This window comes from Microvirga arvi, from assembly GCF_016892765.1.
Classification (GTDB): Bacteria; Pseudomonadota; Alphaproteobacteria; order Rhizobiales; family Beijerinckiaceae; genus Microvirga; species Microvirga arvi.
The window spans coordinates 1-15,868 of record NZ_JAFEMD010000018.1; the positions used below are offsets into that span (position 1 = coordinate 1).

The 15,868-nt window shown below is 65.0% G+C and carries 16 protein-coding genes; 12 read left to right on the forward strand and 4 right to left on the reverse strand.

From position 1 onward, the window contains the following. The first annotated feature begins 300 nt into the window (after positions 1–300). Together hisS and ILT44_RS12960 are read left to right on the forward strand one after the other, a co-directional pair. On the forward strand, positions 301–1,857 hold the full coding sequence (gene hisS, locus ILT44_RS12955; RefSeq protein WP_204240007.1) for a histidine--tRNA ligase: 1,557 nt from the start codon (positions 301–303) through the stop codon (positions 1,855–1,857). Positions 1,858–1,927: 70 nt separating this feature from the next. Further along, positions 1,928–2,389, forward strand: coding sequence for a hypothetical protein (locus ILT44_RS12960; RefSeq protein WP_204240008.1), 462 nt, complete (start codon positions 1,928–1,930; stop codon positions 2,387–2,389). A gap of 76 nt (positions 2,390–2,465) precedes the next feature. Here the strand turns inward: ILT44_RS12960 and ILT44_RS12965 are convergent, their stop codons facing one another. Continuing rightward, positions 2,466–2,900 (reverse strand): Lrp/AsnC family transcriptional regulator, encoded by a 435-nt coding sequence (locus ILT44_RS12965; RefSeq protein ID WP_204240009.1) that lies wholly within the window; start codon positions 2,898–2,900, stop codon positions 2,466–2,468. Positions 2,901–3,131: 231 nt separating this feature from the next. Here ILT44_RS12965 and ILT44_RS12970 point away from each other — a divergent pair, with 231 nt between their 5' ends. Then, positions 3,132–3,707 carry a cysteine hydrolase family protein gene (locus tag ILT44_RS12970; RefSeq protein ID WP_204240010.1) on the forward strand — a complete coding sequence of 192 codons (576 nt, stop codon included), beginning with the start codon at positions 3,132–3,134 and terminating at the stop codon, positions 3,705–3,707. Positions 3,708–3,813: 106 nt separating this feature from the next. Here ILT44_RS12970 and ILT44_RS12975 read toward each other — a convergent pair whose 3' ends face one another. Next, entirely contained in the window at positions 3,814–4,272 is a 459-nt protein-coding gene (locus tag ILT44_RS12975) for a GatB/YqeY domain-containing protein (protein WP_204240011.1), read from the reverse strand. Between the two features lie 143 nt (positions 4,273–4,415). Here ILT44_RS12975 and carA point away from each other — a divergent pair, with 143 nt between their 5' ends. From carA to ILT44_RS12995, 4 genes are all read left to right on the forward strand, one after another. After that, the gene (carA, locus tag ILT44_RS12980; protein ID WP_204240012.1) at positions 4,416–5,633 is read left to right on the forward strand and encodes a glutamine-hydrolyzing carbamoyl-phosphate synthase small subunit; all 1,218 of its coding nucleotides are present in this window, start codon (positions 4,416–4,418) and stop codon (positions 5,631–5,633) included. A gap of 119 nt (positions 5,634–5,752) precedes the next feature. Next, on the forward strand, positions 5,753–6,127 hold the full coding sequence (locus ILT44_RS12985; RefSeq protein ID WP_204240013.1) for a hypothetical protein: 375 nt from the start codon (positions 5,753–5,755) through the stop codon (positions 6,125–6,127). 135 nt (positions 6,128–6,262) lie between these two features. Continuing rightward, on the forward strand, positions 6,263–6,811 hold the full coding sequence (locus ILT44_RS12990) for a cupin domain-containing protein (RefSeq protein ID WP_204240014.1): 549 nt from the start codon (positions 6,263–6,265) through the stop codon (positions 6,809–6,811). Between the two features lie 45 nt (positions 6,812–6,856). Further along, entirely contained in the window at positions 6,857–7,549 is a 693-nt protein-coding gene (locus ILT44_RS12995) for a class I SAM-dependent methyltransferase (protein ID WP_204240015.1), read from the forward strand. A gap of 7 nt (positions 7,550–7,556) precedes the next feature. On the opposite strand, the gene ILT44_RS13000 is transcribed toward ILT44_RS12995, so the two are convergent. Both ILT44_RS13000 and ILT44_RS13005 read right to left on the reverse strand, forming a co-directional pair. After that, entirely contained in the window at positions 7,557–7,952 is a 396-nt protein-coding gene (locus ILT44_RS13000; RefSeq protein WP_204240016.1) for a GtrA family protein, read from the reverse strand. Between the two features lie 31 nt (positions 7,953–7,983). Beyond that, positions 7,984–8,769, reverse strand: coding sequence for an SDR family NAD(P)-dependent oxidoreductase (locus tag ILT44_RS13005; RefSeq protein WP_204240017.1), 786 nt, complete (start codon positions 8,767–8,769; stop codon positions 7,984–7,986). Positions 8,770–8,972: 203 nt separating this feature from the next. Here ILT44_RS13005 and carB point away from each other — a divergent pair, with 203 nt between their 5' ends. The 5 genes from carB to hisG all read left to right on the forward strand — a co-directional run bounded on the left by carB (position 8,973) and on the right by hisG (position 15,756). Then, complete coding sequence (gene carB / locus ILT44_RS13010) at positions 8,973–12,443, forward strand: carbamoyl-phosphate synthase large subunit (protein ID WP_204240018.1); 3,471 nt, start codon at positions 8,973–8,975, stop codon at positions 12,441–12,443. 106 nt (positions 12,444–12,549) lie between these two features. After that, positions 12,550–13,026 carry a transcription elongation factor GreA gene (gene greA, locus ILT44_RS13015; protein ID WP_204240019.1) on the forward strand — a complete coding sequence of 159 codons (477 nt, stop codon included), beginning with the start codon at positions 12,550–12,552 and terminating at the stop codon, positions 13,024–13,026. 33 nt (positions 13,027–13,059) lie between these two features. Then, positions 13,060–13,560 (forward strand): twin-arginine translocation signal domain-containing protein, encoded by a 501-nt coding sequence (locus ILT44_RS13020; RefSeq protein ID WP_204240020.1) that lies wholly within the window; start codon positions 13,060–13,062, stop codon positions 13,558–13,560. 127 nt (positions 13,561–13,687) lie between these two features. Beyond that, complete coding sequence (locus ILT44_RS13025) at positions 13,688–14,782, forward strand: ATP phosphoribosyltransferase regulatory subunit (RefSeq protein WP_204240021.1); 1,095 nt, start codon at positions 13,688–13,690, stop codon at positions 14,780–14,782. Continuing rightward, positions 14,782–15,756 carry an ATP phosphoribosyltransferase gene (hisG, locus tag ILT44_RS13030; protein WP_204240022.1) on the forward strand — a complete coding sequence of 325 codons (975 nt, stop codon included), beginning with the start codon at positions 14,782–14,784 and terminating at the stop codon, positions 15,754–15,756. The genes ILT44_RS13025 and hisG overlap by 1 nt, the downstream gene beginning before the upstream one ends. The last annotated feature ends 112 nt before the right edge of the window (positions 15,757–15,868 follow it).

Here is a 15,868-nt window from a genome sequence, read left to right on the forward strand (position 1 = left end):
CCGCTGAAACAAACCGCGCGTGACGAGCAGTCCGGCTCTTAACCTTCACCATCCATCATCGAGCCGGGCTGCCCGACACGCCACCCTCGATCTCAACCCAAGGCTCGCAGCTCAGGCTGCGGGCCCCAAGGTGCTGGCTCTTTGACAGAGTAAGTCTCTGCCGCTTTGTCAGGGCCAGACTCCATCCAGGAAGGAATGAAGCGAATGTTGCCTATATGGCAACAACCCTTGCCCGTCCCCACTACAGGGAGTAGTGACCGCAGCACGTTCTTTCCAACAAACGGCTGCTGTAAGAAACCCATGTCCAAAGCCGACAAGATCAAGGCTCGCGCGCCGCGCGGCTTTGCCGACCGCACTCCCGCCGACCTCGGCGCCACCGAGCGCATGCTCGCGGCGATCCGCGAGTCTTATGAGCTCTACGGCTTCGAGGGGGTCGAGACGCCCTTCGTCGAGTACACCGACTCGCTGGGCAAGTTCCTCCCCGACCAGGACCGCCCGAACGAGGGCGTGTTCTCGTTCCAGGACGACGACGAACAGTGGCTGTCCCTGCGCTACGACCTCACCGCGCCGCTCGCCCGCTACGTGGCCGAGAACTTCGACGCCCTGCCCAAGCCCTATCGCAGCTACCGGGCCGGCTGGGTGTTCCGCAACGAGAAGCCGGGCCCGGGCCGCTTCCGTCAGTTCATGCAGTTCGACGCCGACACGGTGGGCTCAGGCAGCGTCGCGGCGGATGCGGAAATCTGCATGATGGCCGCCGATACGCTCGAAAAGCTCGGGCTCAAGCGCGGCGATTTCATCATCAAGATCAACAACCGCAAGGTTCTCGACGGCGTGCTGGAGGCTGCAGGCCTGGGTGGCGAGGAGAACGAGGCCAAGAGGCTCATCGTTCTCCGCGCTATCGACAAGCTCGACCGCCTCGGCGTCGACGGTGTTCGCCTGCTGTTGAGCGGCGGGCGACGTGACGAGTCGGGAGATTTCACCAAGGGCGCCGAACTCGACGCAAATGCACAGCGTGTGATCCTTGCCTTTCTTGGAACCGGAATGGACGAGCGTGTTCTTCCCTTTGAGGAGGCCTCGCAATCTGGGCAGGCTCCGACTCAGGAACAAGAGCATCAAGCCAATCTCGCGATCATCGACACCATCCAGAGCCTCGTTGCCCAGTCGAGAAGGGGAATGGAAGGGGTCGAGGAGTTGCGGCAGATTGCGGACAGCATTCATGCCGCTGGTTATAGCGACGGCCGCATCCGCATCGATCCGTCCGTCGTGCGCGGCCTCGAATACTATACCGGCCCCGTCTACGAGGCCGAGCTGACCTTCCAGGTGCAGGACGAGGACGGGCGTCCCGTCCGGTTCGGCTCCGTGGGTGGCGGCGGGCGCTATGACGGGCTCGTGGGCCGCTTCCGCACCGAGCCCGTTCCGGCGACCGGCTTCTCCATCGGCGTGTCGCGCCTGCTCTCGGCCCTGCAGATGGTGAAGAGCCCCATCGTCTCCGGAGCCGAGAAGCCCGGCCCCGTGGTGGTGCTCGTGATGGACCGCGACCAGATCGCCGCCTACCAGCGCATGGTCTCGACGCTGCGCCAGGCCGGCATCCGCGCCGAACTCTATCTCGGCTCGTCGGGCATGAAGGCGCAGATGAAATATGCCGACCGGCGGCAGAGCCCCTGCGTCGTCATCCAGGGCTCCAACGAGCGCGAGCGCGGCGAGGTCGAGATCAAGGACCTGATCGAGGGCGCCAAGGCAGCAGGGGCCATCGCCTCGAACGAGGAATGGAAGGCAGCCCGCCCGGCACAATTCTCGGTGACCGAGGACAAGCTGGTCGAGGCCGTCCGCGAGGTCCTGGCCAGACACTTCGGATAACCTTGGCCTTTCGGGAACCCCTGCGGTTCCATCGGGGTTGTCTGGCAAGCTTGACCATCAGGAGATGAACATGCCGAAGGATAAGAAGGGCAGCAGTAAAGCGAAGAAAGGCGCCGGCAAGAGCACCGGCACGAAGCTGGCAAAAACGGCCAAGAAGTCGGGCCTCATGGATTTGTTCAATTCCGATCTCGGGCGGGAAATCCTGGCTGACGCCCTCATCGCCGCCGCCGGCGCGGCCGCGACCGTCCTCACCCGGACCCGCACGGCCAAGAAAGCCGGCGCGGCTGCGGCCAATGCCGGCTCCCAGACCGCCGACCTGACGCAGACCGCAGCCGGCGCCGTGGCCGGCGTCGTGACGGAAGCCGCCCGGCATTTCCTGCCGCCAAGCCTCATCGGCGAAGAGGGCGGCTCCGGGAAGGGCGCCAAGGCCGAGCCCAGGAAAGTCAAGTACGTCAACCGCTCCAGCGACCACAGCAAGCGCAAGACGACGAAGGCCAGAAGCCCGAAGAGCGACACGGCCGAGAAGCACTGAGCTTCCGGTCAATCCTCATTCCGGGGCTGAACGGCAGCCCCGGAATGATCCCTCAACAAGAGTGGCGCGCCTGTGGCTACTCCCGCGACCATTCCGTCGCGAGGACGATATGGGTCGTGGCGGTGGCGACGCCGGGTACGGAAGCAACCACGTCCCGGATCCGGTTGAGGGTCGCGTTGGAATCGCAGGCCACATTGACCATCAGGTCGATCGAGCCCGTCAGGGAATAGCAGGCGACGACCTCGGGAATGCCCGTTAGGCGGGGCACCACCTGCTTGCAGCGAAAGCCCGGCTCGAAGGTGACGGCGATCATGGCGCGCACGGCAGGATCGTGAGCGGAAGCCAGCTCCACCGTATAGGCCTTGATGACGCCCTCCCGCTCCAGGCGGCGCATCCTCTCCTGGGTGGCGCTGCGCGAGAGCCCGACGCTGCGGGCAAGGCCCACGAGGCTTTCACGGGCATTCTTCCGCAGGGCCGCAATGAGGATCCTGTCTTTCTCGTCCAGTATCATGCCCCAATCGCCGCTTCTCAGTCCGTCTGACCGGCACTTAGCGCATCGTGCGGAAAAGTGGATCCGGTTTTCTGCTCCGAACGATGCGCTCATTAAAGAAGAAGCATCGGATGGATCCCAAAAGTGCAAATCCATTTTTCACGTCCGATGCTTTTGCCGGTCGACCGGTCATCTTGTCTAGTGAAACCGGCGGCATAAGGCGCGAAGAGATGGAGGATAAGGAGATGCCCCATGAACTTCGCCCAGACCATCCTTCTGCCCGTGGATATGCAGCAGGCCTTCGACGGCCCCTCGTGGCCGCGCCGGTGGAACGGCGCCGTGGACCGGAACGGCCAGGCCATCCTGGGCGCATGGCGGGCTCGGGGGCTGCCGATCATCCATGTGAAGCATGATTCCGTCACGCCCGGCTCGACCCTTGCCCACGGCCAGCCCGGCAATGCCTTCCGGCCGGGCTTCGAGCCTCAGGATGGAGAGCCCGTCGTCTCCAAGAGCGTCAACTCCGCCTTCATCGGCACCGACCTCGACCTGCGCCTCAAACGCCTCGGCATCCGTCAAGTGGTGGTCTTCGGCATCACGACGGACATGTGCGTGTCCACGACCGTTCGCACGGGGGCCAATCTCGGCTACGACATGATCCTCGTGGAGGATGCCTGCGACTGCTTCGACCTTCCCGACGGGACGGGCGGGACGATCCTGGCCCGGACGAGCCATCAGGTCCATGTGGCAACCTTGGGCTTCGAATTCGCCAAGGTGGTCACGACGGAGGAGATCGTCGAGGTGCTCGGGAAGTCGGCGGCCGCGGCCTAAAATACACTCTCGTCATGGCCGGGCTTGTCCCGGCCATCCACGTCTTCAACCGCCGCAAAGACGTGGATCCCCGGCACAAGGCCGGGGATGACGGGTGGGAAAATTCTTACCCCTTCGGCAGCAAGTCCTTCACAAGGCCGCTCGCCTTGGCGAAGTCCATGCGGCCGGCGTACTTGGCGCGCAGCGCCGCGACGACCTTGCCCATGTCCTTCATGGAAGCGGCGCCCGTCTCGGCGATGGCGGCCTCGATGGCGGCCTTCGTCTCGGCCTCGTCCATCTGCTGCGGCAGGTAGGAGGTGATCACCGCGACCTCGTCTTTTTCAGCTTGAGCCAGCTCCGTGCGGCCGCCCTGCTCGTACATGGTGATCGATTCCTGGCGCTGCTTCACCATCTTCTGCAGGAGGGCCAGGATCTCCTCGTCGGAGAGGGGGTCCTTGCCGGCGCCGCGGGCCTCGATGTCTTTGTCCTTGAGCGCGGCCTGGATCAGGCGGATGGCGCCGAGCTTGCCCTTTTCCCCGGCCTTCATGGCCTCCTTCATGTCGGCGGTGAAACGTTCGCGCAGCATGGATATCTCCTTGGTTATAAGTCGCTTGAGCGTTGACGGAACGCCGATCGCCCCTTAAGTCACGCAGGACAGTTCAAGGGCGGCCCGGTTGTGGCCTGCTCAAGCACGGCCCGTTGGCCCCGGACTTACAAGAGATCATGACGATGCTGCAAGACAAAGACACCACCGGGTTCTCCTCGGGCGGCTGGACAGAGCCGCGCGCAACCGCCGTTCTCGTGCTCCAGGACGGCATGGTGCTGGAAGGCTTCGGCATCGGCGCCGTCGGCGAGGCGACCGGCGAGGTCTGCTTCAACACCGCGATGACGGGCTACCAGGAGATCCTGACGGACCCTTCCTACGCGGGCCAGATCATCACCTTCACCTTCCCGCATATCGGCAATGTGGGCACCAACGAGGAGGACACCGAGAGCGTCAACGCCGCCTCGTCCTCGGGGGTGCGCGGCGTCGTGCTGGCGGCCACCATCACCGAGCCCTCCAACTGGCGCGCCTCCCGCGACCTCGACGCTTGGCTGAAAGCGCGCCAGATCGTGGGCCTGACCGGCATCGACACCCGGGCGCTGACGGCCCTGATCCGCGACAGGGGCATGCCGAACGCGGTCATCGCCCATGATCCGGAAGGGCAGTTCGATATCGCGGCGCTCAAGGCCAAGGCGGCAGCCCTCCCCTCCATGGACGGCCAGGATCTCGTGCCGCTGGTGACCAGCGGGCAGCGCTTCGACTGGGACGAGACCACCTGGAGCCGGGGCGAGGGCTACGGTCATCAGGACGGCACACAGAAGCACCATGTGGTCGCCATCGATTACGGCGTGAAGCGCAATATCCTGCGGCTCCTGGCCAGCGCCGGCTGCAAGGTCACGGTGGTGCCCGCCACGGCCACGGCTGAGGACGTGCTGGCGCTCAAGCCCGACGGCGTGTTCCTCTCCAACGGCCCCGGCGATCCGGCCGCCACCGGCGAATACGCGGTCCCGGTGATCCGCAAGGTGCTGGACGAGAAGATCCCGACCTTCGGCATCTGCCTCGGCCATCAGATGCTGAGCCTGGCCGTGGGCGCCAAGACCAAGAAGATGCACCAAGGCCATCATGGGGCGAACCATCCGGTGAAGGACAGGACCACCGGCAAGGTCGAGATCACGTCCATGAACCACGGCTTTGCCGTGGATCCTGAGACCCTGCCGCAGAACGCGGTGGAGACCCACGTCTCCCTGTTCGACGGCTCCAATTGCGGCATCTCGCTGACCGACCGGCCGGCCTTCTCGGTGCAGTATCACCCGGAGGCCTCGCCCGGCCCGCAGGACAGCCACTACCTGTTCGACCGCTTCGTCGAGCTGATGGATCAGAAGAAGACGCAGGCCTCAGATTGAGGTGCCTGAAGGCTGGCGCCGCGACAAACGGGTCGGTTGCGCCAGCCGCCCAAATCACGGTAACCGATCATTAACCATAAAAGAAAAATGATTCCGTGCTTTGATTTGGGGGTTTTGCAATGGATTTCGAGGACGATTCCGGCGAATTCAGCCGGCTTCACAACCTGTTCACCTTCCACCTCGGCATCGCCGTCACGCTCTCCTGGCTGACCTCGCTTTACGCCGCTCTCTATGCTCCCTGGGTGCGCAACATCCGCCCCCTGATCGACCCCGCCAATGTAGGCCCGGTCGAGAGCACCTGGTCCTATCTCTTCATCTTCCCGGTGGTGCTCACGGCAGCTTGGCTGATCTCCATCTTCGGCCAGAACCTCTTTGCCCAGTTCCGCATCTTCAAGAACCAGATCATCGAGTTCGCGATGGCCGCGATGGTGGCTTTCGGCATGTTCTACCTGTCCATCGACCGCGCCGTCGCGGCGATGCTCATCGGCATGTAAGGCTCTCTGACGCATCGGATGGATCCCAAAAGCGCCAATCCGCTTTTCACGTCCGATGCTCTAGCTTTCGAAAAGCCCCGCTCGATCTTTCGCCTGCCCCGGGCGTTCCCTCCCCGATTTCGAAGGGAGGAACGCATGGCGCAGGCGAAGGGATATGGTGATCCGCGGGGCTACAACGCGCCGCTCGGCACGGAAACTTACGTCTTCCGCAGCAACGGCATCGTCCCGAATTCATCCCTGCCGCTGATCGTCCGCCGCGGAGCGATTCCGCCCTCCGCCGACGATCCGGCCAAGGCCTTCAAGGCGACCTTCGCCAAGAACGGCTGGACGAATGCCTGGCTCGACAGCATCCACGATTATCACCATTACCACCCGAACACCCACGAGGTGCTCGGCATCGTCTCCGGGTCCGGTTCGGTCCGCTTCGGCGGGGAGGATGGTGATCTCGTTGCGGTGAGCGCCGGCGACGTCGTAATCATCCCGGCCGGCGTCGCCCATGCGCTCATCAATGCGAGCGACGACTTCGCCGTGGTCGGCGCCTATCCGGGTGGGGCCGATTACGCAATGATCCGCGACGATCCCAAGGCCCTCGCCTCCTCGCAACAGCGCATCGCCCAAGTGCCCCTGCCTGACGCAGATCCCGTTGACGGAGCTGACGGGCCGCTGATGAAGCTATGGACATGAAACCGGGTGACGAAACCTTAAGCATGGGATAGGGCTGGTCTCGTTATGAACTGGCGAGATTATTGGAATCAGGACACTCCGATCTATACGGGCGAGCGGCATAAGCTCCTCCATTATCGGCTGATCGCGAACGACATCATCGGCCTCATCTCCTCCCCGGATGCGGCGGTGCTCGACTACGGCTGCGGCGAGGCATTGTTTGCCGACAAGATCGCGGCGAAATGTGCGAGCCTCACCTTGAGCGATGCCGCGCCGCTGGTGCGCGAGCGCTTGAACGAGCGATTCAGGGGCGACGGGCGGATCACGGTGCTGTCCACGGACGATGTTGCCGCCCTGCCTGATGCCTCCTTCGATCTTATCGTCGTGAACTCCCTCGTCCAGTACCTCTCCCTCGACGAGTTCCGCGGGCTCCTGACCCTCGCCCATGACAAGCTGAAGGGCAGCGGCAGGCTCGTCCTCGGCGACATCATTCCGCCCGACATCAGCCCGCTCACCGATGCCAGGGCATTGCTGTCCTTCGCATGGCAAGGGGGGTTCTTAAGATCGGCGATGACTGGTCTCGCCCGCACCGCCTTCTCGGAATACCGCAAGATCCGCGAGGAGGTGGGACTCGCGCAATACAGCGAGGAGGAGATCGTCGATCTTCTCGAGGATTCCGGCTTCAAGCCGGAGCGCGCCGCGCGCAATCTCGGGCATAACCAGGCCCGGATGACCTTCGTGGGACGCCGCCCAGGCTGATCCGCCCTCAGGCGAAGGTCCACGCCTTGTGCGCCATGAAGCTCCACAGCATCACGACGCCCGTCGTGATGATCTGCGAAGGCAGATAAGGGCCTTCGAGCCAGATCGTAAAAGCATGCATGAGGAACCAGGTCACGAGGAAGCCGACGAGGGCCACGACCGCGAAGCGCCAGGTCGCCTCCCGGTGCGGCCGGTCGCTCCCATAGGTGTGCCTGCGGTTGAGGACATAGGACACCAGCCCTCCCGCAACGTAGCCGGCAAGCGTCGCCGGAACTGGGTGAAAGCCTATGGCCTCCACGAAAGCGATCAGGATTCCGAAATGGACCACCGCCGCAACAAGACCGACCCCGAAGAAGGCGGTGAACTGGCGAGCGAGGCGGTGGAGGGGGCGAGATGCGGTCACGATGCTTCGATAGCGGCTTATCGCCTGCCCGTCACTTCATTCCCTGAACGAGCCCGGCAACCCGGCGTGACACGAAGCGCGGCAGGAACTTGGCGCCGACAGCGCCCGCCCGGTTCTTGGCGCCTGGGATGACGATCGCCTGCCCCGCCTCATAGCCCTCGACCCCGATGCGGGCGACCTCTGCCGAGGACATGACGCCTGCCTTGAAAAGCCGGGAATCCTTGAGGCCCGCCGTGTCCGAAAACTCGCTCTCCGTCGGTCCGGGGCAAAGCGCCGTCACGGTCACGCCGTGGGGCTTGGCCTCATCGTGCAGGGCCTCGGACAGGGAGAGCACGAAGGCTTTCGTCGCGTAATAGACCGCCATATACGGTCCGGCTTGGAACGCCGCAGTGGAGGCGACGTTCAGGATCCCGCCCCGCCGGCGCTCGATCATGCCCGGCAGCATGAGGCGGCAGAGGGATGCCAAGGCCGTGATGTTGAGGTCGATCATGGCGAGCTGCTTCTCATGGGGAAGCGACGCGAAATAGCCCCGGAGCCCGAACCCGGCATTGTTGACCAGGGTGTGGATCGCGATCCCCTGCTCCTGGAGCATATCACGGAGGTCCTGGGGCGCCTCCCGGTCCCCGAGATCGAGGGCCATGACCTCGACCGGAACGCCGTGGGCTTGGCGGATCTCGTCGGCCAGCGCCTCCAACCGCTCGTGCCGCCTAGCGGTCAGGACGAGCGCGTATCCCCTGGCTGCGAACACCCGGGCCAGTTCCGCGCCGATTCCGCTGGACGCTCCCGTGATCAGGGTCCAGCGCGGTTCCTCAGCCATGGCCATGTTGTCCCAGCTCCGTTGATCCGATTCCCAGCGCATCGTACCGCATCGGCATTGCCTGTCTAAATCATGGCTCGGGCCTTTGAATTTGCTCAAGGTCCGTGTAAGAGCCTCTCTCAACCTTCAATCTGACACACCCCGGCTGCGCTTGAAGCGCCGTAGCTCTACGGCCGCGCGGCTGGACACGCCTGGGTGGCCCAATGCCAAAGCGGACAGACATCTCCTCCATTCTCATCGTCGGCGCCGGTCCGATCATCATCGGCCAGGCCGTGGAGTTCGATTATTCGGGCACCCAGGCCGTGAAGGCCCTGAAGGAGGAAGGCTACCGCATCATCCTGGTGAATTCGAACCCGGCGACGATCATGACCGATCCCGATCTCGCCCACGCCACCTACGTGGAGCCGATCACCCCCGAGATCGTCGCCAAGATCATCGAGAAGGAGCGCCCCGACGCGATCCTGCCCACCATGGGCGGCCAGACGGCGCTCAACTGCGCCCTGTCCCTCAAGAAGATGGGCGTGCTCGACCGGTTCAATGTGGAGATGATCGGCGCCACGGCCGAGGCCATCGACAAGGCCGAGGACCGCCAGCTCTTCCGCGAGGCCATGACCAAGATCGGCCTCGACACGCCGAAGTCGCGGCTTGCCAACGCCTCGGCCCTCAAGAAGGCCGACCGCGACGCCTACCTGGCCGAGCTCGCCCGGCTCGAGGCGCTCGACATGCATCCCGGCGACAAGAAGCGCATCGTTGCCGCCTACAAGCTCAAGTGGGATGCGGGCGAGAACGACCGGCGCAAGCGCTACCAGGAGCACGCCATGGGCGAGGCCCTGATCGCGCTCTCCGAAGTCGGCCTGCCGGCCATCATCCGCCCCTCCTTCACCATGGGCGGCACCGGCGGTGGCATCGCCTACAACCGCGAGGAGTTCCTCGACATCGTGGAGCGGGGCCTCGACGCCTCCCCCACCAACGAGGTGCTGATCGAGGAGAGCGTGCTCGGCTGGAAGGAGTACGAGATGGAGGTCGTCCGCGACAAGGCGGACAACTGCATCATCATCTGCTCCATCGAGAATTTCGACCCGATGGGCGTGCACACGGGCGATTCCATCACGGTCGCTCCGGCGCTGACGCTGACGGACAAGGAATACCAGATCATGCGCGACGCCTCCCTGGCGGTGCTGCGCGAGATCGGCGTCGAGACAGGCGGCTCGAACGTGCAGTTCGCGATCAACCCGGAGAACGGGCGCATGATCGTGATCGAGATGAACCCGCGCGTGTCGCGTTCGTCCGCGCTGGCCTCGAAGGCGACGGGCTTCCCCATCGCCAAGGTCGCGGCGAAGCTCGCCGTCGGCTACACCCTGGACGAGATCGCCAACGACATCACCGGCGGCGCGACGCCTGCCTCCTTCGAGCCGACCATCGACTACGTGGTCACCAAGATCCCGCGCTTCGCCTTCGAGAAGTTCCCCGGCGCCGAGCCGACCCTGACCACGGCCATGAAGTCGGTCGGCGAGGCCATGGCCATCGGCCGCTCCTTCCCGGAATCGCTCCAGAAGGCGCTCCGCTCGCTGGAGACCGGCCTCACCGGCCTCGACGAGATCGAGATCGAGGGCCTCGGCAAGGGCGACGACCGGAACGCCATCAAGGCCGCCATCGGCACACCGACCCCGGACCGGATCCTGAAGGTGGCCCAGGCGCTTCGTCTCGGCATCAGCCATGACGAGGTCTATGCCTCGTGCAAGATCGACCCCTGGTTCCTGGAGCAGCTCCAGGACATCGTCGACATGGAAGCCAGGGTGAAGGCCCACGGCCTGCCGCAGACCCCCGGCGCCTTCCGCCAGATCAAGGCGCTCGGCTTCTCGGATGCGCGCCTTGCCGTGCTCACCCACAAGACCGAAGCCGAAGTCCGCGAGCTGCGCCGCTCCCTTGCGGTGCGCCCGGTCTTCAAGCGCATCGATACCTGCGCGGCGGAGTTTGCCTCCCCCACCGCCTACATGTACTCGACCTATACCGCCCCGTTTGCAGGCACCCCGGCCGACGAGGCGAACCCGTCCGATGCCAGGAAGGTCATCATCCTCGGCGGCGGCCCGAACCGCATCGGCCAGGGCATCGAGTTCGACTATTGCTGCTGTCATGCCTGCTTCGCCCTGAAGGACGCGGGCTATGAGACCATCATGATCAACTGCAACCCGGAGACGGTCTCGACCGACTACGACACCTCGGACCGGCTCTATTTCGAGCCGCTGACCCAGGAGGACGTGCTGGAGATCATCGAGACCGAGCGCACCAAGGGCACGCTCCACGGGGTCATCGTCCAGTTCGGCGGCCAGACACCGCTGAAGCTCGCCCATGCCTTGGAAGAAGCGGGCGTGCCGATCCTCGGCACCTCGCCGGAGGCCATCGACCTCGCCGAGGACCGGGACCGGTTCAAGCGCCTCCTCGACAAGCTGCACCTGAAGCAGCCCAAGAACGGCATCGCCTATTCGGTGGAGCAGGCGCGCCTCATCTCCACTGATCTCGGCCTGCCCTTCGTGGTGCGCCCATCTTACGTGCTCGGCGGCCGGGCCATGGCGATCATCCGCGACGAGACCCAGTTCGAGGATTACCTGCTCGGCACCCTGCCGAGCCTGATCCCCTCCGACATCAAGGCCCGCTACCCCAACGACAAGACCGGCCAGATCAACACGGTTTTGGGCAAGAACCCCCTCCTCTTCGACCGCTACCTCTCGGATGCGATCGAGGTCGACGTGGACTGCCTCTGCGACGGCAAGGACAGCTTCATCGCCGGCATCATGGAGCACATCGAGGAGGCCGGCATCCACTCGGGCGACTCGGCCTGCTCGCTTCCGCCCCGCTCTCTCTCCCCCGAGATCATCGCCGAGCTGGAACGCCAGACCAAGGCCCTGGCCCTCGCCCTGGAAGTCGGCGGCCTGATGAACGTGCAATACGCCATCAAGGACGGCACGATCTACGTGCTCGAGGTCAATCCGCGCGCCTCGCGCACGGTGCCTTTCGTGGCCAAGGTGATCGGCGAGCCCATCGCCAAGATCGCGGCCCGCATCATGGCTGGCGAGAGCCTGGCCAAGTTCGGCCTCACCCCGAAGGAGCTGCCTCATATCGGCGTCAAGGAAGCCGTGTTCCCGTTCAACCGCTTCCCGGGGGTGGACGTGCTGCTCGGACCGGAGATGCGTTCCACGGGCGAGGTGATCGGCCTCGACCGCAGCTTCGGGGTCGCCTTCGCCAAGAGCCAGCTCGGGGCGGGAAGCCAGCTGCCGAAGACCGGCACCCTGTTCGTGTCGATCCGCGACTCGGACAAGCCACGCATCCTGCCGGCGGTCCAGATGCTTGAGGAGGCCGGATTCCAGATCCTGGCCACGGCCGGCACCCAGAGGTATCTCGAGGAGCAGGGCGTCAAGGCTAGGCGCATCAACAAGGTCCTGGAAGGCCGTCCCCATGTGGTCGATGCCATGAAGAACGGCGACATCCAGCTGGTCTTCAATACCACCGAAGGAGCTGGCGCCCTCTCGGATTCGCGCTCCCTACGACAAGCTGCCCTCTTGCATAAGATACCTTACTACACCACTCTTGCAGGAGCGATTGCTGCATCCGAGGGCATCAAGGCATACCTCAGCGGCGATCTCGAAGTCCGGGCGCTTCAGGAATACTTTGCCTGAGGCATCCGGCCTCACATTGGAACTGCGAAGCTTCTGGTAAGTTTTCGTTGACATGCGAGGGCGCTGTTTCCAGCGCCCTCGTACCTCTTTTTGGACGAGACAAACGATGGACAAGGTCCCTCTGACGATCAAGGGTTTTGCGGCGCTCGAGGAAGAGCTCAAGCAAAGGCAGCAGGTTGAACGCCCCCGGATCATCCAGGCGATCGCGGAAGCCCGCGCGCTTGGCGACCTGTCGGAAAACGCCGAATACCATGCCGCCAAGGAAGCCCAATCCCTCAACGAAGGCCGGATCCTTGAGCTCGAAAGCATGATTTCCCGTGCCGAAGTCATTGATATTGCAAAGCTCTCCGGTGATCGGATCAAGTTCGGCGCCACGGTGAAGCTGGTCGACGAGGACACTGAGGAAGAGAAAATCTACCAGATTGTCGGTGAGCCCGAAGCCGACGTGCGCTCGGGCCGCGTCTCGGTCGCCTCCCCCATCGCCCGCGCCCTGATGGGCAAGACCATCGGCGACACGGTGGAAGTCTCGACCCCCGGAGGCGGAAAATCCTACGAGGTCGTCGGCGTCCGGTTCGGCGCCTGACCAGCGGGGGCTTCGAGGATGAGCAATCCGACGATGTCCCCTCCTTCCCGTCGCTCATTCCTGAAAGCTCTCGCCTGTGCCGGCCTCGCCGGCGCAGGCTTTGTCCTGCCTGCCCGGGCGCAGAGCTTCCCGCAGGCCTTCTCCGCCTTCTCGGTGGATGTCAGCATCCTGAAGGCCAAGGGGCTCGGACCCTTTGCCGATCTCGTGGGAGCTGCCGCGCTCGATGAGCTGCGGCGCTCCTTTGCCGACCGCGTCGATCCACGCGGCCCTCGCCTCGTCCTGCGCCTGACGGGGGTCACCCTCACCCCTTTCCCCGGTGGCGGAGGCGGCTTGCGATGGCATGGCGGCGGTGGCGGTGGACACGACGCGGTGGAAGGCGAAGCCCTGGCCGTCAGCCGGCGGGGCGAAGTCCTGGCCTGGCATCCGATGCTGGCTGTCCTGGATGTGCACACCAGCATCCTCGTTCCCAACGAGCAGGGCCGCGCCGTCGCCGTGGCACAGCACTACGTCCGCTGGCTCAGGCGGCAGATCTAGCTTTCACCCGAATCATACCGGGTGGCACGATCTCTCTCGGACCCGTTCACCCTTCCCGTCGAAAACAATCGCCTTCCCGGTCAAGCGTTGCTAGAGAGCATGCTGAATTCAGGATTGGGCAAGGCCAGTGACGGAGACGGATGCCATTGTTGCGTTGATCGCGCTGTTCGAGCGTGAGGGTTATGCGCGTATCGAGCCGCCGGTGCTGCAGCCGGCGGACGCGTTCATCGATCTGTCGGGCGAGGACATCCGGCGCCGCATGTTCGTGACGCAGGACCCCGAGGGCACGGAACTGTGCCTGCGGCCGGAGTACACGATCCCCGTCTGCCTCCAGCATCTCGCCCAGCGCGGCGCCGAGCCCCTCGGCTATTCCTATGGCGGTCCGGTCTTCCGAATGCGCGCAGGTGAAAGCGGCGAGTTTCTGCAGGCGGGCCTCGAGTCCATCGGCCGGACGGATGTGTCGGCCGTAGATGCGGAGATCCTGGCCCTTGCCCTCGATGGCCTTGCCCGGATCGGCGGACCCGCTCCGGTCGTGAAGCTCGGCGACATGGGCCTCCTTCATGCCCTGATCGACGCTCTCGGGATCGCGCCCGCCGCCAAGCGGCGCGTGATCCGGGCCATCGTGTCGGGCCGGGGGCTGGCGAGCATCAGCGAGCCCGACGGCGCCGGCCACCAGGAGCATGCAGGCCTTCTCGCCGCCATCGAGGGCCAGGCGCCTCAGGCGGCCAAGGCTTTCGTGGAGGATATCCTCTCGATTGCAGGCATCGCCCGGGTCGGTGGGCGCAGCGCCGGTGAGATCGCTGAGCGCTTCCTGGCCCGGGCCGCGAACCGCACCGGTCTGCCGGACGAGGCGCGGCAGGTGCTGGAACGCTATCTCACCATCGCCGGCGATCCGGATCAGGCGGCCAACGCTGTCAGAATTCTGGCCAGGGACGCAGGTCTGGATATCGGCGCGGCCCTGTCGCTGTTCGAGGAGCGAATCGGCTTCATGGCCGCGCGCGGCCTCGATGTGGGCCGCTTCTCGTTTGCCGCCACCTTCGCCCGCAATCTCGACTACTACACGGGCTTCATCTTCGAGGTTCAGGACCCGCGCCGCAGCGACGGCAAGCCCGTCGTGGGCGGCGGTCGCTACGACCGGCTTCTGGAGCATCTCGGCGCCGAAGCCCCGATCCCGGCGGTCGGCTGCTCCTTCTGGCTCGACCGCATCGTGGGGAGGCCCTGATGACCGATTCCCCCCTCATCCTGGCCGTCCCCTCCAAGGGGCGCCTGCAGGAGAATGCATCCGCGTTCTTCGCCCGTGCCGGCCTCGTCTTCACCCAGTCCCGCGGCGCGCGCGACTATCGCGGCACGCTCGCCGGGGTGCCGGATGTGGAAGTCGCCTTTCTCTCGGCCTCCGAGATCGTCAGCCAGCTCAGCTCAGGCACCGCCCATCTCGGCATCACCGGCGAGGATCTGGTCCGCGAGCAGATCCCGGATGCGGACGAGGCGGTCGAACTGTTGACCCCGCTCGGCTTCGGCCATGCCAATGTCGTCGTTGCGGTACCGCAGGCCTGGATCGACGTGCGCACCATGGCCGACCTCGACGAGGTGGCGGCCGATCTGCGCGCCCGGCATGGCGCCAAGATGCGGGTTGCGACCAAGTACGTGAACCTCACCCGCCACTTCTTCGCCGAGAAGGGCGTGACCGACTACCGGATCGTCGAGAGCCTGGGCGCCACGGAAGGTGCGCCGGGGGCGGGCTCGGCGGAGCTCATCGTGGATATCACCACGACCGGCGCGACGCTTGCTGCCAACGCCCTGAAGATCCTCGACGACGGCGTGATGCTGCGCTCCGAGGCCAATCTCGTCGCCTCCGCCCGTGCGCCCTGGAGCGGCAGGGCGAAGGCTGCCGCCACGGCTGTCCTGACGCGCATCGCCGCCGAGGAGGAGGCACGGATCAGCCGCGAGGTGCGGGCGTCACTCGATCCGGCAAAGGCTTCGGCCCTCGTGTCGCTGGCGCGGGATCACGGCGCGGCGCTGCCTTACGGCAATGCCCTGGGACGCGAGGTCGTGCTCCATTGCCGCGCGGCCAACGTGTTCGAGATCGTTGCGGCCCTGCAGGGCATCGGCGCGCAGGACATTTCCGTCCGTGCTTTCGATTACCTGTTCCGTCCCACCAACGCCCTGACCGAGCGGCTCCTGCGGCGGATCGGCTAAGGACGCTTCATCACGCAGGTGCAGGACAACATCACCGATGTTCGGCTCACAAGTGGAGGCCTCCTTTGGGATGGAAACCGATCCACTTTATCGATGAGCGCATCGTTTGTTG